21 protein-coding genes are annotated in these 19,570 nt (G+C 67.1%); 16 read left to right on the forward strand and 5 right to left on the reverse strand.

All coding sequences use genetic code 11. The annotated features are described in order from the left end of the window. Positions 1 to 1,415, forward strand: a 1,415-nt coding sequence (locus AVKW3434_RS15625; RefSeq protein ID WP_284406590.1) for a hypothetical protein, incomplete at its 5' end; no start/stop codon positions are given. 139 nt (positions 1,416 to 1,554) lie between these two features. Here the strand turns inward: AVKW3434_RS15625 and AVKW3434_RS15630 are convergent. Further along, positions 1,555 to 2,283 carry a lytic transglycosylase domain-containing protein gene (locus AVKW3434_RS15630; RefSeq protein ID WP_284406591.1) on the reverse strand — a complete coding sequence of 243 codons (729 nt, stop codon included), beginning with the start codon at positions 2,281 to 2,283 and terminating at the stop codon, positions 1,555 to 1,557. Further along, on the reverse strand, positions 2,283 to 3,797 hold the full coding sequence (locus tag AVKW3434_RS15635; protein WP_284406592.1) for a methyltransferase regulatory domain-containing protein: 1,515 nt from the start codon (positions 3,795 to 3,797) through the stop codon (positions 2,283 to 2,285). Before AVKW3434_RS15635 ends, AVKW3434_RS15630 begins: the two co-directional genes overlap by 1 nt. Positions 3,798 to 4,144: 347 nt before the next feature. On the opposite strand from AVKW3434_RS15635, the gene sctC reads away from it, so the two are divergent. From sctC to sctN, 14 genes are all read left to right on the forward strand, one after another. After that, positions 4,145 to 6,070 carry a type III secretion system outer membrane ring subunit SctC gene (sctC, locus tag AVKW3434_RS15640; RefSeq protein ID WP_284406593.1) on the forward strand — a complete coding sequence of 642 codons (1,926 nt, stop codon included), beginning with the start codon at positions 4,145 to 4,147 and terminating at the stop codon, positions 6,068 to 6,070. Beyond that, positions 6,067 to 7,059 carry a secretion protein gene (locus AVKW3434_RS15645; RefSeq protein WP_284406594.1) on the forward strand — a complete coding sequence of 331 codons (993 nt, stop codon included), beginning with the start codon at positions 6,067 to 6,069 and terminating at the stop codon, positions 7,057 to 7,059. The genes sctC and AVKW3434_RS15645 overlap by 4 nt, the downstream gene beginning before the upstream one ends. 26 nt (positions 7,060 to 7,085) lie before the next feature. Then, positions 7,086 to 7,349, forward strand: a complete 264-nt coding sequence (locus tag AVKW3434_RS15650; RefSeq protein WP_272565616.1) for a hypothetical protein — start codon at positions 7,086 to 7,088, stop codon at positions 7,347 to 7,349. 18 nt (positions 7,350 to 7,367) lie between these two features. Next, complete coding sequence (locus AVKW3434_RS15655; RefSeq protein WP_284394230.1) at positions 7,368 to 7,793, forward strand: hypothetical protein; 426 nt, start codon at positions 7,368 to 7,370, stop codon at positions 7,791 to 7,793. A gap of 108 nt (positions 7,794 to 7,901) precedes the next feature. After that, positions 7,902 to 8,105 carry a hypothetical protein gene (locus AVKW3434_RS15660; RefSeq protein ID WP_284406595.1) on the forward strand — a complete coding sequence of 68 codons (204 nt, stop codon included), beginning with the start codon at positions 7,902 to 7,904 and terminating at the stop codon, positions 8,103 to 8,105. An 82-nt stretch (positions 8,106 to 8,187) separates the two neighbouring features. Beyond that, positions 8,188 to 8,391, forward strand: a complete 204-nt coding sequence (locus AVKW3434_RS15665; protein ID WP_284406596.1) for a hypothetical protein — start codon at positions 8,188 to 8,190, stop codon at positions 8,389 to 8,391. An 83-nt stretch (positions 8,392 to 8,474) separates the two neighbouring features. Beyond that, positions 8,475 to 8,678 carry a hypothetical protein gene (locus AVKW3434_RS15670; RefSeq protein ID WP_284394233.1) on the forward strand — a complete coding sequence of 68 codons (204 nt, stop codon included), beginning with the start codon at positions 8,475 to 8,477 and terminating at the stop codon, positions 8,676 to 8,678. A gap of 76 nt (positions 8,679 to 8,754) precedes the next feature. Next, positions 8,755 to 8,955 carry a hypothetical protein gene (locus AVKW3434_RS15675; protein WP_272565621.1) on the forward strand — a complete coding sequence of 67 codons (201 nt, stop codon included), beginning with the start codon at positions 8,755 to 8,757 and terminating at the stop codon, positions 8,953 to 8,955. A gap of 226 nt (positions 8,956 to 9,181) precedes the next feature. Further along, entirely contained in the window at positions 9,182 to 9,658 is a 477-nt protein-coding gene (locus AVKW3434_RS15680) for an HrpB1 family type III secretion system apparatus protein (protein WP_284394235.1), read from the forward strand. Positions 9,659 to 9,685: 27 nt separating this feature from the next. Beyond that, entirely contained in the window at positions 9,686 to 10,069 is a 384-nt protein-coding gene (locus AVKW3434_RS15685; RefSeq protein ID WP_272565623.1) for a type III secretion protein, read from the forward strand. Between the two features lie 23 nt (positions 10,070 to 10,092). Further along, positions 10,093 to 10,932 carry a type III secretion system inner membrane ring lipoprotein SctJ gene (sctJ, locus tag AVKW3434_RS15690; protein WP_284406597.1) on the forward strand — a complete coding sequence of 280 codons (840 nt, stop codon included), beginning with the start codon at positions 10,093 to 10,095 and terminating at the stop codon, positions 10,930 to 10,932. A 40-nt stretch (positions 10,933 to 10,972) separates the two neighbouring features. Further along, positions 10,973 to 11,596, forward strand: coding sequence for a type III secretion protein HrpB4 (locus tag AVKW3434_RS15695; RefSeq protein ID WP_284406598.1), 624 nt, complete (start codon positions 10,973 to 10,975; stop codon positions 11,594 to 11,596). Further along, positions 11,590 to 12,723, forward strand: a complete 1,134-nt coding sequence (gene sctL, locus AVKW3434_RS15700; protein ID WP_284406599.1) for a type III secretion system stator protein SctL — start codon at positions 11,590 to 11,592, stop codon at positions 12,721 to 12,723. Before AVKW3434_RS15695 ends, sctL begins: the two co-directional genes overlap by 7 nt. After that, positions 12,716 to 14,038, forward strand: coding sequence for a type III secretion system ATPase SctN (gene sctN / locus AVKW3434_RS15705; protein WP_284406600.1), 1,323 nt, complete (start codon positions 12,716 to 12,718; stop codon positions 14,036 to 14,038). Before sctL ends, sctN begins: the two co-directional genes overlap by 8 nt. A 33-nt stretch (positions 14,039 to 14,071) precedes the next feature. Here sctN and AVKW3434_RS15710 read toward each other — a convergent pair whose 3' ends face one another. Then, positions 14,072 to 14,800 (reverse strand): metal-dependent hydrolase, encoded by a 729-nt coding sequence (locus AVKW3434_RS15710; protein WP_284406601.1) that lies wholly within the window; start codon positions 14,798 to 14,800, stop codon positions 14,072 to 14,074. Continuing rightward, a complete protein-coding gene (locus AVKW3434_RS15715; protein WP_284406602.1) occupies positions 14,797 to 15,507 on the reverse strand; it encodes a hypothetical protein in 711 nt (236 codons plus the stop codon). Before AVKW3434_RS15715 ends, AVKW3434_RS15710 begins: the two co-directional genes overlap by 4 nt. Positions 15,508 to 15,750: 243 nt before the next feature. Here AVKW3434_RS15715 and AVKW3434_RS15720 point away from each other — a divergent pair, with 243 nt between their 5' ends. Then, positions 15,751 to 17,214 (forward strand): leucine-rich repeat domain-containing protein, encoded by a 1,464-nt coding sequence (locus AVKW3434_RS15720; protein WP_284406603.1) that lies wholly within the window; start codon positions 15,751 to 15,753, stop codon positions 17,212 to 17,214. Positions 17,215 to 17,365: 151 nt separating this feature from the next. Here the strand turns inward: AVKW3434_RS15720 and xopF are convergent, their stop codons facing one another. Beyond that, entirely contained in the window at positions 17,366 to 19,522 is a 2,157-nt protein-coding gene (xopF, locus tag AVKW3434_RS15725; RefSeq protein ID WP_284406604.1) for a XopF/Hpa4 family type III secretion system effector, read from the reverse strand. Between the last annotated feature and the right edge of the window lie 48 nt (positions 19,523 to 19,570).

Here is a 19,570-nt window from a genome sequence, read left to right on the forward strand (position 1 = left end):
CCGAAGCCGCGAAGTACATGCTCCAGCACCCCGACACCTACCGCGCGATCGAGACGCGCGACGTGGCCGGGGCCGACGGCAAGTCCGGCCTGGGCAACCTGCTGGCCGCCGCCCGCGGCGAGATCCCTGCCGTGAAGGGCGCAACGGACTCCCTGGACAGCCTGCAAAAGCTGCTGCAGCAACTGTTGAAGCTGCTGAAGGCCCATGCAGAGCCGAACCCGCCCCTGGACGGCCAGAGCGCGGCACGCATCCTGGCCGACCACATGGTGCAGGAAGCCGGTGGTGCGCTCCGCCTCTTCGGCAAGCGCTTTCTGCCCAAGACCCAGCCCATGACCCCGGACCGCCTGTACCAGTTGAGCCAGGGACAGGGCCAGGTGGCCGAAGCCGCGAAGTACATGCTCCAGCACCCCGACACCTACCGCGCGATCGAGACGCGCGACGTGGCCGGGGCCGACGGCAAGTCCGGCCTGGGCAACCTGCTGGCCGCCGCCCGCGGCGAGATCCCCGGTGTGCAGGGCCGGGCCGGCGGCTCGGCGCAAGCCCTCCTGCCGCTGTTGCAACTGTTGCTGCAGCTGCTCAAGGCCACCTCGAACACCCAGCCGCCACTGGATGGACAGAGCGCTGCGCACACCCTGGCCGATCTGCTGCAGCAGCAAGGTGGCACGATGACGCCGGACCGCCTCTACCAGCTGAGCCAGGGCCAAGGCGAGATCGCCGACGCCGCGAAGTTCATGCTCAAGAACCCCGACATCTACCGTGCCATCGAGACGCACGACGTGCCAGGCGCCGACGGCAAGTCCGGCCTGGGCAACCTGCTGGCGGCCGCGCGCGGTGAGATCCCTGGCGTCGAAGGCGGCGCGGCGCAACGCACCGCAGGCGCGAGCCGCTCCGTGCTCGATGCGCTGCTGCAACTCCTGCAGTTGCTCACGGGCCAGGGGGCCGCGCAGTCCAGCGGCGCTTCACGGCCCAACCGGCCCGTGCAGCCATCGCAGCTGGACGGCCAAGGCGCCGCGCGCATCCTGGCCGACCACATGCTGGGTTGCCACGCCGGACTGCTGGCGAAGGCCTTCGGCGGCAAGGACATGACGCCGGGCCGCCTCTACCAGCTGGCCGAGAGCGACACGGCATCGCCCCAAGTCGCCGCAGCCGCGAAGTTCATGCTCCAGAACCCCGACACCTACAAGGCCATCGAGACCCACGATGTACCTGGCGCCGACGGCAGATCGGGTGTCGGCAATCTGCTGGCCGCCGCGCGCGGCGAAGTGCCTGGCGTGGATGGCACGCCGGCTTCGAGCGCCGGCATCCTCCAGTTGCTGGCCCAGGTTCTTCAGGGCCTTCAGTCCCGTGAGCAGCAGCGCGTGGTGCAGATCGAGCTGCGGGTGAGCGTGAGCGTCCAGGTCTCCGTCAAGGCCTGACCGACCCTTCGAAGACGCAATGGGGACGATGGCCTGGGCAATGCCCCAGGCCATCGTCCTTTTTTCTTGCCCGCCACTGCCGAGCGAACGAAAAAAAGGGCCGGCGATCATGTCGCGGCCCTCGGGGAAATCAGGGAAATCAGCGGGTGGCGGGATACCTGTCCAGCACCTTGCGCACGTAATCCTGCGTCTCGCGAAAAGGGGGAATCTTGTAGCCGTGCCGCACGACCGCCCCCTCGCCCGCGTTGTAGGCGGCCAGCACCAGCTCGGTCTGGCCACTGAACTTGTCGGCCAGAAAGCGCAGATAGCGCACCCCGGTCTCGACATTGACGGCGGGCGTGAACAGGTCGGCGGAGGACGGCGCGCCAAAGCGCGCGGCCGTGGCGGGCATCAGTTGCATCAGGCCCAGCGCGCCCTTGGGCGATCGGGCATTGGGCGCGTAGGCCGACTCCACCTCGATCACGGCCTGGACCAGGTGGGGGTCGATGGCATGGCGGGTGGCGGCCGACTCGATCACCGGCCACAGCGCTTCATGGCGCCAACGGGGCGTCACCATCGCCGTGGGCCAGACCGCGCCGGACGGCGCGGCACCGGCGGTGCGTGAGGCCCGGATCACGCGCACGCTTGCCACGGCGGCCGCGCTGGCCACGGGATCGTCCGCGTCTGCCGGATCGGCCGGCGGGTCGGGCAGCTCGACCGCCCGGCATTGCCCCACGATCGCCGGATAGCGCTTGGCAATGTCGAACGCCACGCGCACCGGATCGGACTCCGGCCCCTTCACCCAGCAGTCGTAGGCGATGAGTGCGTTGGCGCCACACGCCTGCAGCGCCGCCGCTGCCACCAGCGCATGGCGCTGCCAGCGCACCATCACAACAGGCCCAGGTGGCGCAGCACCGGGGCACGGCTGGCAAAGAAGCAGCGGGCGCTGTGCGCCAGGCGTTCGGCCGGCATCTGGCCCTCGCCCTCGCCTTCGAACCGGGCCCGCATCGCCTGGACCATTTCGTCCGCGGTCTGCGCGCCCTGGCAGGCGGCACGGATCTGCGCCATGGCAAGCGGCGACCAGCCCATGGCCTGGCCGCTGGCGGCGCAGGACAGGTAATGCAGTCCATCGTCGTCCGGCCGCTGCATGACCGCCTTGTTGAAGCGCTGCACCGATTCCCGAGCGCTCTCACGCAGTGCCACGGGCAACGCGGGATGCACTTGGGCTTCGTTTTCCAGCAGCATCAAGGCCTCGACGATGAAATCCGCGCCCAGCGATTCCAGCTCGGGCCGGCGGGCCAGTTCGCGGGCGGTGGCGGGGCCTTCTGCCAGCGCGTCCAGCAGGCGCAGGGCAGTGGCTCCGTCCACATGGTCGGCGGCGCCATCGGACAACGGGCTCTCGCGGGTTTCGCTGCGCGCGGTGGCCAGGATCCAGGACCTGTCCAGGCGGAACTGCGCATGCTGCTGCGCGCTGGCCTGGGGGGCGCCCCGGGTGTACAGATCCCAGCGGAAGGACCGGTTCACCGCGAAGTCGCGCAGGGTCTCCCGCAGCACCGGGTCATCGACCCCCCGCAGCAACTCCCGCGTGGCCGGGGGCAGGATGGCCGCATCCACCTGCTGGGACAGCACCGCGGGCGCTGCGAACTCCAGCCCCGCCTCGGCCATCTCGGCGGCGACCTGGTGAAAGTGCATGGGGTGCCAGTCGGGATTGAAATACTCGTGCGCAGCGTAGTGCGGATCGAGCCGCCGCAGCCCATACAGGCGCGCCTGCACCGAAAGGTCGTCGGAGAAATAGGCAGGGTTCACCTTGGCGAAATCGTCGAGGAAATCCAGCGTTTGCGACAACCGCTCGATCGGCGTTGCGCTGACCGGAACCTGGCGCAATCCATGCAGGTTCACCAGTTCGCGCAGCGGCATCTGCGCGGCCCAGCCGGGCAGTGCGTTGTGGCTCACGAAGACGACGCCTCCCGGGCGCAGCCGCTCGGCGATGAAACGCATCACCACCTTGCGCAGCGGCGGCGAGATCCAGGAGTACACCCCGTGCATGGAGATGATGTCCATGGGGGGCAGGTCACGATCGAGCAAGGTCTCGAAGGCGTCTTCGAACACTTCCACGTTCGACAGGCCCGCGTCCCGGGCCAGTTCGTTGGCATAGGCGACGTGATGGGGGTTGAAGTCGTTGCCGTAAAAGCGCATGTGCGGAAAGCAGGCCGCATGCGCCACCAGCGGCAGGCCGAACCCCATGCCCAGCTCGAAGCAGTTCAGGGGGGCCGACAGGTCGGGGCCGCACACGCCACGGGACTCCAGGGCCACGCTCATCTGCGCGGGCGAGAGGGCGCGGTAGTAACCGCGGGTATAGGGTTCGCTGCGCACGTCGAGCACGGCGGGCTGGGGTGATTTCATCGGTCTTCCTCTGAGCGTTGGGACGGTGACAGGGCGTGTGCACCTTCGCTTTTCGCGAAAGGCACCAACGGCTGCGCCCATTGCAGCCGCAACGCGCGGCCAGGCCGGTCCAACAGTCGAAACGATGGCCGGAAAGGCGAAGCAGAGGCGCCATGTCGCACCCTGCCCGCCCCATGCCGGGCTTACCGGCGCCCCTACCGGTGCCCTTGGTGACGGCCCTGGCGACGGGCCCCGAACCACCGAAATCATGGCCTTCGTGCCGCGGGCCGTGTCTTCGCCTGCGGTGCCGCGACGGCGGTGGCCCCCACCTACTCTTCGTTTGCCAGACAACGAACCGGAGTACTGCGTTGAAGTCCACCGCCCCCATCCCTCGCAAGCCATCCGCCCCCTCGGCCTGCGGCATGGGAGCCGTTCAGCGCGACACCCTCGCCGCCGTGCTGCTCGCCCTGTCTCTCACCGGGTCCGCTCTCGCACAGCCCTCCATGGGCTACATGAAGATGTCCCACCAGTTGGGCAGCCTCTCCAGCATTTCCGCCTCCGCCAACCCCTTCGCCGTTCCGGCGACGGATCGCACCCAGGGCGATGCCGCCGTGGCCACCCGGCCCGTCACGATGCCATCGGCCCGGGCCACATCGCTGTCCGCAGCGCAGGCCCTGCCCCTGCCACCCAGCGCCATCGAACCGGCAGCCTGGGAGAAGGGCCGATTCGTCTACCGGGCGGAAAACAAGCGGATTGCGGATGTGCTGCAGGACTTTGCCGCCAGCCGCGGCACCCCAGCCATCGTGGCCGATGGGGTGGACGGCGTGGTCAATGCCAACTTCGATCTCAAGCCGCGCGAATTCCTCGACAGCGTCTCCCGTGCCTACAACCTGTTGTGGTACCACGATGGGTCGGCGCTGTACTTCTATCCGGGCCGCTCCATGCAAAGCCGCATGTTCCGCCTCAAGGGTTTCAACCGGGAACAGGTGGCGGAGCTGCTGCAGTCGTTCGACCTGGGCGACAAGCGCTACCCCATCCGGTTCAACGAGGCCAGCAGCACGCTGTATGCGTCCGGTCCGCCCCGGCACCTGGAACTGGTGAGTTCGGCCCTCGAAGCACTCGACGCGGGCGTGACCGACAACAACGCCCGTACGGCGCGCGTCTTCTCGCTCCAGTTCGCTTCGGCTGGCGACCGGGCCGTGGGCAACACCACCGTGCCGGGGGTCGCGTCCATGCTGCGCAAGCTCTACGGCGAGCGCGAAAAGGAAGGCGCCAGCATCGCCCCCCTGGTGCGGATGATGGACAAGGACACCGACAACACGCGCAAGAAGCTCGGGGCGTACATCCCCCTGCCTTCGGCCAATCAGTTCCTGCCCCCGCTTCCGCGCGCCACCAACCAGGACGCCAGCACGCCGGCGTCGGACCTGCGGCCGCTGACGCCCCCTGCGAAGAACCCCGAAGAAGACAACCAGCCGCGCTTCGAGGCCGACGAGGGCACGAACTCGGTCGTGGTTTTCGGCCGCGCCGACCGCATGGCGGAGTTCGAGACCCTGATCCGCCGGCTCGACCAAAAGCCCCAGCTGGTCGAACTGGAGGCCACCATCATCGAGGTCAACTCCGATAGCGTGGATGCGCTGGGCGTGAACTGGACCTTGCGGGGCAGCGACACCAACATCAGCATGAACCTGTCCAACAGCCTCATGCCTGCCGCAGCGCTGGGCACGATCGTCGCCGACGCGGGCCGCCATCTGCTGGCCCGCGTGAACGCCCTGCAGGGCGAGGGCAAGGCCCGCGTGCTGTCCAAGCCCTCCGTCATGGGCGTCGCCAACCGGACCGCCGTCATGCGCGAAAAACGCGTGGCAACCGTGCGTGTGGCCGGCAACCTGGAAGCCAACCTGTTCCAGATCGAGGCCGGCACGCTGCTGGAGATGACGCCGCAGGTCACCCGCATGGACGGCAGCAACAACATCAAGCTCACGCTCTACATCGAAGACGGAGCGTTCGAGACGAACGTGGTGGACCAAGTCCCCATCGTGAAGAAAACCGAGATCCGCACCGAAGCCCATGTGCGCGAGGGCGAGAGCCTGCTCATCGGGGGCATCACCGTGGAATCGGAGCAGTCCCAGAACAACGCCGTTCCCGGACTTTCCAAGCTGCCGCTCGTGGGCGGGGCATTTCGCAACAACGAGCGCCAGACGCAGCGCACCGAGCGGCTTTTCCTCATCACGCCGCGCCTTCTCAACGCCGCCTCGCCTGCTCCTGTCGCCTTCTTGAATGAGGTTCGCAAGCCATGAAGCAGCTTCGCATACTGACCGGCCAGCATGCCGGCGCACAGATAAATTTGACCTCAACGCGCTACCTGATCAGCGCGGAAGACGCAGCAGATATCCAGCTCACCGACTGGACTTCGGATGCGATGTTGATCGAAGCGGGAGAGGACGGAATGATTCAGTTCGCGCTGTCGCCACAAGGCCCTGCCCCGGCATGGCTGCCCATGGAGGACTTCACGCCCCATCGCATGGGTGACATCGTGCTGTGCACCGGCCCCGGCAACGCCACCTGGCCCGCCAGCGTCGATCTGATCGCCCGTCTCAACCAGGTACCCGTGGTGGCGCCCCACAGCCGCAAGATGTCGCCCATGATCCTTTCGGCGGTGGTGGGAACCGCGCTCATGACTGCGGCGTTGAGCGCGGCCGTCGCGCCGTTGACCCCCTCCAAGAAGGATCGCCCCGCCACCGACTCCGTTGCCCGCGAGGCGGTGCCCAAGGAACCGCTCCTGGTGCGGGTTCAGCGCGCCCTGGCGACAGCTCCGGTCTCCGGGCTGGAGGTGGTGGCCCAGGCGGATGGCGTCGTCGTGCGCGGCCTGCTGGCCGAAGCTTCGGATGCGGACACCGTTCGCCAACTGCTGGCGCCTTTCAAATCGGAACGCATCGTGCACGCCTATGCGACGAGCAACGAAGTGGAGCAAAGCATCGCCGACGCGATTGCACGCCCGGGCATTCGCGTCCATCACCTGGGCGAAGGGCGCTTCAACGTCACCGGCGACACGCAGAACCTGTCGGCGCTCAAGGACAGCGCCATGCGCATCGCGTCCGACCTGGCACCGCTGGTCAAGCGGATCGACGTGAGCGCGGCAGAACTTCCCCCTGCAGGCGTCAAGCGCATGAGCGCGCTGATGAACGCAGGGGACCTGCAGTACGTACAGACACGCGACGGCGTGAAACACCTCTCGCCACCGAATGCAGAGAGCCTGGCCGCCAACGACTGGTCGGTTTCCCGTTAACCCTTCACCCAACGAACGCCAACACCATGACTGCTTCCAACGAATCCATCATCTTCAGCGACCTCGCCAACCTGGACCAGGCGCTCACCGAGGACAAGAGTGGCGACCGTGCGCGGGCCATGATCCGCTACTTCGCGGAGATCGCGGATGAGAGCAGCGCCATGCTGAAGTCCACCCAGGTGGACGCCGAGCGCCAGCTCGTCACGCAGCTGATCCAGGCGTTCTACGCATCGCAGCGCGTGATCCAGCGGATCTGGGAAACCCTGCACGGCACCACCCTGGCCGTCTGAGACACAAGGAGCCCCTCCATGCTGGTCCTCGAAGCACCCACCGCGGCCAAGAGCGCATATCCGGTGATCTACCGCAACCTCATGACCGTGGGCTTGCTGGGCACGATCTACCGGGTGGGCGAAGACGCGCAAACCATCCACTCCACCGTCGAGATGACGCTCGAAGATGCCCACGGCTACTCGCTGTACCGCACCGTTGCCATGGCGATGGCCGGCCAGCTGGGCGAAGCGCGGGAGGCCCTCGCAGCACGCATCGAGGAAGAACCTCAGAACGGCGAGAACAAGATCGCCATGGCCGTCGCGATGCTCTTTGGCGGCGACCGGGGCTGGCGCTACTGGATCGACAACGTGCTGGCCACCCACGCAGACCAGGAGGTGCGCGAAGCCGCCTTCGGGGTGCTGAAGTACGTGGGCCAGCAAGGCCGGGGGGTCTCCCTGCACTGAACCGAAATTGGCATGGCGGCATCCGGCCGGCATGCCTCAACGAATGGGGGCCGCGCGGTGTGGCCTTCAGCAACGCGGAATGTTCCGCACTTCACCTGGGATTCAAACATGTCCACGAACAAAGCAGATGGCGATACCCGTGCCCTGATGGGCCGCATGCAACAGCAGCAAGACAACCAGAACGCCATGACGGCCCTGCAAGCCGAGCTGAGCGAGCAGCAAGGTAAGAACGCTGTCATCTCCAACATGGCCGATGCGTTCCAAAAGAACTCCAAGGCCCTGTCGGACAAGCAAGCGCAAGGCGCGGGCTAAAGCGGCATCGCGCCATGGGCCCAGGCGCTCATGGTGCTGCACTTTCTCATTTCCAACGTTCAACTTTTAAAGGAATTCAATCATGTCGACGAACAAAGCCGATGGCGATACCCGTGCCCTGATGAGCCGCATGCAACAGCAGCAAGACAACCAGAACGCCATGACGGCCCTGCAAGCCGAGCTGAGCGAGCAGCAAGGTAAGAACGCCGTCATCTCCAACATGGCCGATGCGTTCCAGAAGAACTCCAAGGCCCTGTCGGACAAGCAAGCGCAAGGCGCGGGCTAAAGCGGCATCGCGCCATGGGCCCCCAACGCTCATGGTGCTGCACCTTCTCTTTTCCAACGTTCAACTTTTAAAGGAATTCAATCATGTCGACGAGCAAAGCAGATGGCGATACCCGTGCACTGATGGGCCGCATGCAACAACAGCAGGACAACCAGAACGCCATGACGGCACTGCAAGCCGAGCTGAGCGAGCAGCAAGGTAAGAACGCCGTCATCTCCAACATGGCCGATGCGTTCCAGAAGAACTCCAAGGCCCTGTCGGACAAGCAAGCGCAAGGCGCGGGCTGATGCTGCATCGCGCCATGGGCCGCACCGCTCATGGCGCAGCAAAGCCTTTTACTTTTTCCCTCACAGGAGAGCCCCCATGGTCAACAAAGCAGATGGCGACACCAAGGCCCTGATGGCCCGCATGCAGCAGCAGCAGGACAACCAGAACGCCATGACGGAACTGCAAGCCAAGCTGAGCGAGAGGCAAGGCCGCAACTCCGTCATCTCCAACATGGCCGACGCGTTCCAGAAAAGCTCCAAGAGCATGACGGACAAGCTTGCGCAGGCTGCGGGATGAAGCGATCGGATCCTCTTTGGATCCAAGGCGTTTCCCCCGCGCATGGATTGCAAGCCTGCCCGCAGCCGCCGCAGGCCATGCCACCTTTCATCACCACGATCGTGACCCTTCTGGCTTGCGCTTCGTACGTCGTACTGGTGAGCGCCGAGGCGGACCATCGACCGACGCCGGCGCAGGGCTGTACGCGAGCCCAGGCCGTCTATGCAGAAGAAACAGGAGTGTTTTTATGAATCCGAAATTTGAGCGCAAGGAATTCGTTACCGCGCTGATCAAACTGGTCTACCGGACCATCGCCCAGGGCATGAACGACGAGGCGTCGGACATCCTTGCCGGAATCCGCACGGTGCGCCCCAAAGTGGCGGAGCTGGACATGATCGACGGCTGGATTTCCTTCCGGCGCGGGGCCTACCGCGAATGCATCCAGCTCGTGCGCACCCTGGAGAACCACCCGGAACAGTGGGGTTCCGCGAAAGCCATGATCGCCAACTGCCAATACATGCTGGGCGATCGCGGCTGGGAGATGACGCTGAACGAGCTGGAGCAAGGCAACGCCGGCCCGGACGCACTCGAACTGGTCAGCGGCCTGGTCATCAACCGGGCCCGGGCCGCAGGCACGTTCCAGGAAACCACCGAGGCACCCAAACCCGCCGAGGCCGCCAGCGTTTCCGCGTTCCAGATGCCTTTCATGTTCATGCGCGCCTGACACCCCTTCATTTCCGGAGAATCCACCATGGACCCCATCGGCAGCATTGGCGCGGCATCCAGTTCCCTCATCGTCGATCAGGCGTCCAGCCCCTCGATGAACATGAGCGCCGTCGCGGAAAAATTCGCCCGCATGATGAAGGACGCGCCCCCGCTGTCCTCCGTGGAGACCGAGAGCCCGTCCACGCTGGGCAAGATGCTGATCAATCAGGACGAGTCCATCCGCAAGGAAATCCAGGACACGGCGGCGCTCATGCAGGCCGCGATCCAGCAGCCGCCCGGGGTGGACCTGACGGCGTACCAGGTCACTCTGATGTACCAGTTCGCCGGCACCCACTTCCAGGTCCAGGCGATGAGCAGCCTTGCGCAAACCGCCAAGACCGGCCTGCAGACGCTCATGCGCAACCAATAACCCCCTTCAGCGAAGCACCCATCATGGCGCAATCCCTCTGCTCCCGCGCGGCGACCTACCGCCAGTTCGCGCGCCGCGCGCTGATCCCGTTGCTGCTGTTGCTGGCCCTCACCGGCTGCAAGACGGACCTCTACACCAAGCAGACGGAAACCGATGCCAACGACATGGTGGCCGCCCTGCTGGAAAGCGGCGTGCAGGTGAGCAAGGCCACCACGGATGCCGGCAAGACCTGGAACGTGCAGGTCGACCAGGACGATGTGGTTCGCTCGCTGACCGTGTTGCGGTCCTATGGCCTGCCCCGCGAGCGCCACGTCACGCTCGGCGAGATGTTCAAGAAGGAAGGCCTCATCTCCACGCCGACCGAAGAACGGGTGCGCTTCATCTATGGTGTGGCCCAGCAGCTGGAGGCCACGCTGTCGCAGATCGACGGCGTCGTCACCGCACGGGTGCACATCGTGCTGCCCAACAACGACCCCTTGGCATCCTCGGTCAAGCCGGCCAGCGCTTCGGTCTTCATCAAGTACCGCGAGAGCGCCAACCTGGCAGGGCTGGTCGCCGGCATCAAGAACATGGTGGCACGCAGCGTCGAAGGGCTGGCCTATGAAAACGTGACCGTCACCCTGGTGCCGGGCATGCCTTTGAGCCCTGCCGTACTGAAGGAAGAGTCCAACAACAGCCTGTGGATCGGCCTGGCCGCCTTGCTGTTCGTCCTTGCCGCGGCGGGTGGATGGCTGGCCTGGAAGCGCCCCGCCTGGCTGCCAGCGCCGCTGCGGCGCAAGGAAGCCAGCGCATCGCAGCCCGCCGTGGAGGCCGCCAAATCCAACCCCGCGCCGGCCACGGCGCCCGCGGGAGCCTCGGCATGACCCCCCTCCCCGACACGGCCGATGGCCTGGGGCGGCGGCCATGAGCCGGGCCAGCCAACTTGCCTCGCTGGCGCAGGCGCTCCAGCTGCGGCTCGAAGCCCTGCACGAAGGCATGGACCCGAGCTGGCGCGCCCCGCTCGGCCTGGCGCAATCCGCCCAGGACTGGGACCAGGGGGCCGTGGGACAGCGCATGTCCATTGCGCTGTATGAACGCAGCTGTGGCCCCCTGCCTCCCCTGCCCTCCCTGGAGCACCCTGCCAGCCGGCTTGCGCTGATGGACCGGACAAAGATGCTGTCGCGGTTGTGCGCGCTCGCCCTGATGGGCCGGCCCGGTGTGTTGCGCTGCTGCGTCGAGCGCACGTCGCGGGCCGCGCTGCAGCAATGCCTGGGGCCGGCCTACGGGGCCCTGCGAGGCCTTCAGGAAGGCACACCCGTGCCCAGTGAAGTCGCATCGTGGACACCCCTCGCATGGGCCTGGGTCGGTTACCGCGAACTGGTGCGGGAAGGCGTGTGGCCCGACCGGGGATTGCGCCGGCTGGCCCGATTGTCTCTGCCCCTGTCGCGGCAGGACGAGCCCCGCGCCCGGCATGTGCCGGCGGCACTCAGCCCGGCCCATGCCCGCCTGGAGCGGCTGGAATCGCTGTTCGAAGGCACACCATGCTGATCTGGTCCAACCCGAACCGCGCCCAGCTGCGCACCGACACCGGCATCCTCCGGGCCCATGAAATCCCCACGGTGACCGGCGTACTGGGGCTGCTGGAGAGCGTCCGGGATGAATGCGCCGCCATCCGCGAGGAAGCCCGGGCCCAGGCTCAACGCACCGCCGACGAAGCCGAACAGTCGGCCCAGGCCCTGTTGCAGCAGGCGCGGCAAGAGGCCGAAGCCCTGGTGAACGAGGCACGGCGCGAGGCGGCTGTCGAGCGAGAGCTGGGCTATGCCCACGGCGAGCGCGAAGCCGCCGCGCGGTGGCACGGCCGCTTCGCGCAGCTCAAGGCCACGCATGAAGCCGCCTGGCACGCCATGGACACCCAACTGGCCGGCGTGGTCGCGCTGGCCGTCGAGCGCATCGTGCAATCCGAATCGCGCGAAGCCCTGTTCCAGCGCGCCCTGTGGACCGTGAAGGATGCGCTGCGCCAGGCAGGAACGGCCAGCCTGCGCGTTCATCCGGACGAAGCCGAGGCGGCACGCACCGCCATCGCCTCGGCCGCGCGTGGGCCGAACGAGCCCGAGGTGCGCGTCGAGACCGATGCATCGCTCGCGCTGGGCTCCTGCATCTTCGAGTCCGACATCGGCCGGCTCGACACCAGCCTCGGTGTGCAGCTCGCTGGCGTGCGCTCGGCACTGGAGCGGGCCACCCGGCTGGCGATGGCCAATGCTTCGCAGGAAGCCAGCACGCCGCCAGACCCCGAAGAGATCGAGATGGAACCTTTGCATGAGGTCCAACTGACGTCCGCCCACGAAGCCACGGAGTGGCTGGAGGCGGACGAAGCCGAAGCCGAAGCCGAAGCGGAAGCGGAGGCGGAGGCGGAGGCGGAAGCGGAAGCGGAGGCGGAGGAGCCTCTCGTAGCCGAGGACCCGCTGGACACCGAAGAGTCGGTGCCCGAGCAAACCCTGGCATCCGTTGCACCGCCTCTGGCCCAGAGGGCAGACGACTCGCCCAACTGGTTCTCATCCGCCAAGCCGTTGCACAACGACGACGATGCGGTGGACTGGCTCGAAACCCTGGACCCGATGAGCGGGACTGCCGGCGACGGCGATGACGATGACGACGAGGAAAAGCACCATGCTTGAAGTCTCCGGACTGCCCCAATGGATGGAGCAGGAAATTGCCTCCGCGACCATCGTTCGCCGCAGTGGCAAGGTCGTCGAGGTGATCGGCACCTTGATGCGCGTGACCGGCCTGGACGCCAAGCTCGGCGAGCTGTGCCATGTGCTCGATGAAAGCGGTGGCCTGCTGCAGGCCGCCGAAGTGATCGGCTTTGCCAACGGCCAGAGCATCCTGTCACCGTTCGGATCGATCCTCGGCGTGCGGGGCGGCTCGGCGGTGGTCGGCCTGGGCGAGGTGCTGTCCGTCCCTGTGGGACCCAAGCTGCTGGGCCGGGTGATCGACAGCCTGGGCCAGCCCATCGATGGCAAGGGTCCGCTCGATTGCCTCGAGCGGCGCCCGGTGTTCGCCCTTCCGCCCACGCCGATGGAGCGGGAAATGATCGAGCACCCCTTGCCCACCGGCGTGAAGGCCATCGATGCCCTGCTCACCCTGGGCGAAGGCCAACGCATGGGCATCTTCGCGCCGGCGGGGGTTGGCAAGAGCACGTTGATGGGCATGCTGGCGCGTGGCACGGAGTGCGACATCAGCGTGATCGCGCTCATCGGCGAGCGGGGCCGCGAAGTGCGCGAATTCGTCGAGTTCATTCTGGGTGAAGAAGGCATGGCGCGGTCCGTGGTGGTGTGCGCCACCTCCGATCGGTCGTCCAGCGAACGCGCCAAGGCAGCCCATGTGGCCACCGCCGTGGCCGAGTACTACCGGGACCAGGGCTTGAAGGTACTGCTCATGATGGACTCGCTCACGCGCTTCGCCCGCGCGCAGCGGGAAATCGGCCTGGCTGCGGGCGAGCCCCCTGCGCGGCGCGGCTTCCCGCCCTCGGTGTTCGCCGAGATCCCCCGTCTGCTGGAGCGGGCCGGCATGGGTGCGGTGGGCTCGATCACGGCGCTGTACACCATCCTTTACGAGGACGAGAGCGGTGGCGACCCGATCTCCGAAGAAGTGCGAGGCATTCTGGACGGCCACATGATCCTGTCACGCAAGATCGCGGCCCGCAACCAGTACCCGGCCATCGACGTGCTGGGCAGCCTGAGCCGCGTGATGTCGCAGATCGTGCCCAAGGACCATCAGCAGGCGGGCGGACACTTTCGCCGCCTCATGGCGAAATACGACGAGATCGAACCGCTGGTGCAGATGGGGGAATACAAGCCCGGCAACGATGCGCTCGCGGACGAGGCCATGCAGAAAATGCCCCAGATCCTGGATTTCCTGAACCAGGCCACATCGGATCTCTGGGATTTCGACCGATCGGTGGGCACCTTGGCACACGTGGCCAACGGCTGACCCACGGCCCGCCAGCCGGGATCCGGCCAACGGTCAGGCCAGGCGGCGGGAAAAGAGACCGGCGAGCGAAGCGATGGCCATGCGGCCCACGCCGGGCGCCGTGCGCCATGCGAACCGCGCTGCCTGCCCCAGCAGGCCCAGCGGGCGCACGTGGCCGTCAACCATGTCCCGCCACAACAGCCCCGTCAGCAGGCGCGACAGATCGATGCCGAGATACAGCGCCGCCAGCGCCAGGCATGCCACACGCCGGGCATGGCCAATACCGAACGCGCGGGCCACATCGGAGGCCACATGGCGATGCCCCACCTCTTCCTCGCAATGCCAGCGCCACATCCGCGCCTCACGGCCATCGCCCTGCAGCCAGGCCGTTCCCTGCAGCACCTGCGCTGAGAGCAGCGCAGTCAGGTGCTCGAACGCCTCGGCCAGCGCCAGGCGTGTCGGCAGCGGCAGACCGGCCAGGTCCTGGACCGCCGCCGCGACCCGCCCCTCCAATTTGGATACCGGCACGCCGGTCTGCGCCAGGCGCTCGTTGTAACGGCGGTGCGCTCGCTGGTGGGTGGCTTCTTCTCGCACGAAGCGCAGGGCCTCGTCACGCAGTGCGGGAGCCGAGACGCCTTGCCCGCCGTCGGCCTGGAGCGCGTCGGAGATGGCATCGATCACGAAGGCTTCGCCGGACGGCAGCAACAGCGACAGAGCGTCGAAGAACCGCGTGCGGAACATGTCTCCATTCCAGGGCACCACACGGGCTTGCGTAGCGCTCAAAGCAGCGCTCCGGCCCAGTGCGTGGCACGTCGCAGCACCGCAAACGGCAGGATGCGCCACAGCGGCCATGCCGCCGCGAGCGGCACGGTGCCACGCAGCAGAACGCCGTGGTCCAGCGATTCCGCATGCGGGAAGTAGTCCGGCCGCACGCCGACGATCTCGCGAAAGCCCTTGCGATGGTAGTACCGCAGCTGGGCATCGGCCGGCAGGCCGCCGCGGCGCGAATGCACATAGGTTTCCGCATCAGGCGCAAGCCCTTCCTGCAAGGCCCGGCGCAATCCGGGCACTGGCGATCCCAGATAGATGTCGCGCCAGCCATGCCGAAGCGCATGGGGCCAGAAGAACCGGATCAACTGGCAGGCCGCTTCCGGGTCCACGCTGGTGAGGCTGATCCCGAAGAGGCTGCGGCCAGGCTTCGCGCCGACCGGTTGTCCTGCGCCATCGTGCCAGGACCGGGCGGCCACCAACGCCTCGCGGCAGGCCGGCTTCATGAAGAGCGACGCCAGCGCCTCTCCTGTTTTCGGACAGAACGCACCCACGCACAGATCGGGATGGGCCAGGATGCGACTGCGCAGAGCCGCTTCGTCGGCGGCTTGCTCCGGCGTCCATTGCCGGGCTTCCAGGCGCAGCAATTGCGGAATGTCGTCCAGCCCCAAAAACCGCGCACGGGGCCTGCTCGCCACCCGAGCAATGCCCTGGGGCGCCATGGCTGGCGAACGCACGCTGCGCGACGGCATCCAGGAGCCCGCCGGCGCAGCGCGCCGAATCTGCATATCGAAAGACATGGGGTCGGATGATCGCCAGCCCGTATGAAAGGCTGATGACACCCCGTGCAATCGGCCACCGCTGGCCTGGCCCGCTCGCTTGTCGGTCGATCGCTTCGCATGCCGGCTGCCTGCGCTGGGTATGGCTGCCTACCCTGGAGGCATCCCGATCAACGCGAGAACGCCATGAACAGCCTTATCCTGAAAAGCCCCCCTACAGAACTGCGCCCGGTAGCGGGCGGCCTCTTCGCCTGGCTGAGCGCCAAGGCCTCCAGCGCCCATCGCCTGCGCCGCGCATCGTCCCATCGCATGGGTGGCGCGTCCTTGGCGCCTGCCGCAAAGCAAGCAGCCGCCCGGCCGGCCGAGCACCCCGTGCGGGACCTGTCCGAGGGGCAGGCTGGCGTGCCGGTGGTGCGTGGCACGCAGGGCCTGCTCGATATTTGCGAAGACGGACTTTTCCCCGGGTTGCGCAAGATCGTGCTGCGGGGCGAGTTCAGCGACGCGGATCTGCAGCACCTGCCCGGGTCGCTTGAGGAGCTGGAACTGCTGCATTGCAAAGGCATCAGTTCCGCAGGCCTGGCACAACTTTGCCAATTGGATCTGCGCTCGCTCACGGCCCGCCATCTTCACATCGATGCGCAAGGCGCCGCGATCCTCGCAGGCCATCCCACGCTGCGCTGCCTGGACCTCAGCCACAACCCGATTGGCGATGAAGGCGCCCGCGCGCTGGCTCGAAACCCCGGCGTGCAAACGTTGCGGCTGAACGACTGCGGCATCGGCAATGCGGGCGCCACCGCCCTGGCCGCCAACCCCCACCTTCAGGTGTTGGAGCTGCGCAGCAACCCAACGTTGGGCGCCGAAGGCATCCGCGCCCTGGCCCGCAGCCACGGCATGCGTTCGCTCGACCTGAGCGACAACCGGCTGCGCGACCCGGCCATTGCCCCGCTGGGCAGCAACCGCAGCCTGACCCACCTGGTACTGGGCGGCAACCTGATCGGCGAAGACGGTGCCCGCAGCCTGGCGGCACACCCGTTCCTGGAATCGCTGAACATGCAACGCAACCGGATCGGGGACCAGGGCGCTGGCGCTCTGGCGCGCATGCCACGTTTGCACACGCTGGTGGCATCGGGCAACGGCATCGGCACGGCCGGTGCGCAAGCCCTGGCACAGCACACCGCCCTGACCACCTTGGACCTGCGCCACAACCCGATTGGCGATGCAGGTGCCCAGGCGCTGGCCGACGCCCCGTCCCTGGTCTGCCTGGATGTGGGCAGTTGCCAGGTGGGCAATGCCGGCGCGTGCGCATTGGGCCGCTCCCGCACGCTGACGCGCCTGGTCCTGCGCAACGACATGGCCGGCACCGTGCAGATCACGGAAGCCGGCGCTTGCGCCCTGGCGGCCAGCACCTGCCTGACCGAACTCGATCTGGAGGGCCACCAGATCGGCTCCGGCGGTGCCCGGGCCCTGGCGGCCAATCCCCGCCTGCAGAAGCTGAATCTGGCCCGCAACCGGATCGGCGAGTCGGGCGCGCATGCGTTGGCTGGCAACCGCACGCTGGCATCGCTGGACCTCTGGAGCAACCCGTTTTCAGAGCGGGGGAACCGCGCGTATGCGCAAACGCATCGAGCACTGATGACGGCCCTCGGCTGAAGGCCTCCGGTATTGCCGAAGGGGCTGGCTGGGCGCCCATGATCGGGGTAATAGGGGCCCGGATCGAGAGAACGGTGCGCCCTCAAGCGCTGGCTTCACCGACTGTCTGATGGCAGGCAGGTCCGGTGCCACGGCGCCGGCCTGCGATGCATCAATCGGACTTGGGCTTGACCCAGTCGGTCAGTTCGTCGCGGTGCCGCAGAGTGCGGATGGTTTGGTCGACCATCTCCTGGATCTCCGCGATCTCCTCCCTGTGCTCGCCTGCGCCAGTCGCGCCACCCAGTAGAAGCCGCTGAACGAACTCCAGATCAGCCAATTTCGGCTCGCGAGCGTCTCGCAGACTAGCCAGCTTGTCCATCGCCGTGCTGAGGTACAACGCCTCGTCGCCGCGATATTCGGGAATCGCGCCTTGCAGCTCCGAACCCCGGGTGGCCAGCTTTCCCTGCACGATATACGCCGCATTCGACAGCCGTACCAGCTTGTTGTCTCGCCACTTGTCCAGGGAGTCGTTCAGGCTGTGCGATGCGCCGCCCAGATACTCCTTGCTCGCCTGCCAGACAAAATCGTTGGAAGAACTCTGGCCCGCCTGCTGCAGCATGTAGCCCTGCGATCGCAGGGATTCGCCTGGCAGGGCAGAGTTGGAGCCGCCCCGCCCCAATTGTCCGACCAGGGCGCCGATGCCGGTCGAGGCAACGCCTGCCATCACATTGGACGCCAGCGAACGGCCCATGTCGCTGACCCGGGCTCTCACGTCGTCGCCATTGGGCAACCATGATCCGCTGGTGCGCCAGGGGCCGATCCAGAAGTGCTGCGTCAATGCCAGCGTTTCCTTGGCCACCTCCGCGCCATAGCCTGGCAACCCTTTGATATCGGCCAGTCCCGCCGCGGGCAACCCGGGCTGGGGCAGGCTTTTGGCAAACACGTTGGCCTTTTGCGTCCCCCCTGCGAAATCGTCCAGGTTGGCATAGGCCACGGACTTACCCATGCCCAGCGCCAGCTTGGTCACGCCCCCTCCGAGCCCCGAAGCCCATAGCGAGTGCGCGAACACCAAGGCGGGATTGGTGAACGCGTAGATCGGCATCACCTGCCGGCGCAGCACATTGAAGCCCGCCGTCATCAGCGGCTGGGCCAATACCCCCCACTGCTTGCCATCCAGTGCCGCCTGCAGCGTGGTCACCGACTTGCGCCGCAGGTCCGCCTGGGCCTTCAGCTCGTTCATCGTGGGCAAATGCGGCGAGCCACCGAGCGAGTCTGCCGTCACCGGCCTCCAAAACTCCTTTTGTCCGTTCACCACCCGGATCTGTACCGGGCAAGGGTCGGGGACCAGCACGTGCGGATCGATGGCCTTGAACTGGGGAAAGTTGGCCATGGCCGCTCGCCGGTCCATGGCCGACAGCAACGTGGTATCGACCATGTGGGCGGTGAGCCCCCCGAGGGTGCCGCCCGCGAGCGCCGGATCGTACTGGTTGCTCAACTCTCCGATGTTCACCGACTGGCCTTCGGCATTCAGGCCCGAGCGCGGACCGATGGCAGTGGCCATCGCATTGGTGGCGGGCGAACGCGCCATCGAGCTCAACAACTGCCGGGCAAAGTCGTAGCCCGCAGGCAAGGCCGCATCGCCAGTCCGCAGCGAGTAGCCCTCGGCCCCGGCGGCCTCCCGCGCATCGGCCTTTTGCCGGGCCCACTCGCTGTATTGCGCGGCCATATCGCGCTGCTCCTGGCTGTTGTCCATGAGAAACGGCATGTTATCCAGGGCGGCCACCAGGCGGGCGCCCGCCGACAGAGCGGGCCGGTCTGCGGCCGGGAGATCGACCACCACATCCGGAATGCCGGCCTCCAGGTCCACCATGTCGATGACGATGTCTTGCACCGGCGCCTGCACATCGGTCGCCTGGGCCGCTGCAGGCTGTGGCGCCTGGCCTCGCCATCCCACCTGTCCCGCCAGGGCATGGGCGCCGGTCCATGCAGCCCCCAAGCCTTGCGCCATGCGCCGCCCGCCCGACTGCATGGTCTCCATCCAGCTGCGGGAGGCCCCGGCATTGGCAACGCCTTCGTTCGGGGACGGCATGTCGATGGCGACGTAGCTTCCGGACGCCGGCGGGGAGTTGGTGCTCCGTTCGGGCAGCGCTGTTCGGCGCATCGGAGTGGCCGGCTCGGCGGTGCCTGGCGCGGTGCGCGGGCTCAGGTCCTGGTGCTCGAGCGTTTGCGTCCGGGGCCGCTCGGTCGTGTGGCTGGCGGCCGTGGTGTTGGCATCGGTCCGATGGGGGGTAGACCGAATGCTGCGGCCAGTGATGTTCGGGTGGTCCATGGGAGTGTCCTTGGGTCCAGAAATTCGTGAAACGGAGGGTCAGCCGGT

It is taken from the genome of Acidovorax sp. SUPP3434 (assembly GCF_030159015.1).
Classification (GTDB): Bacteria; Pseudomonadota; Gammaproteobacteria; order Burkholderiales; family Burkholderiaceae_C; genus Paracidovorax.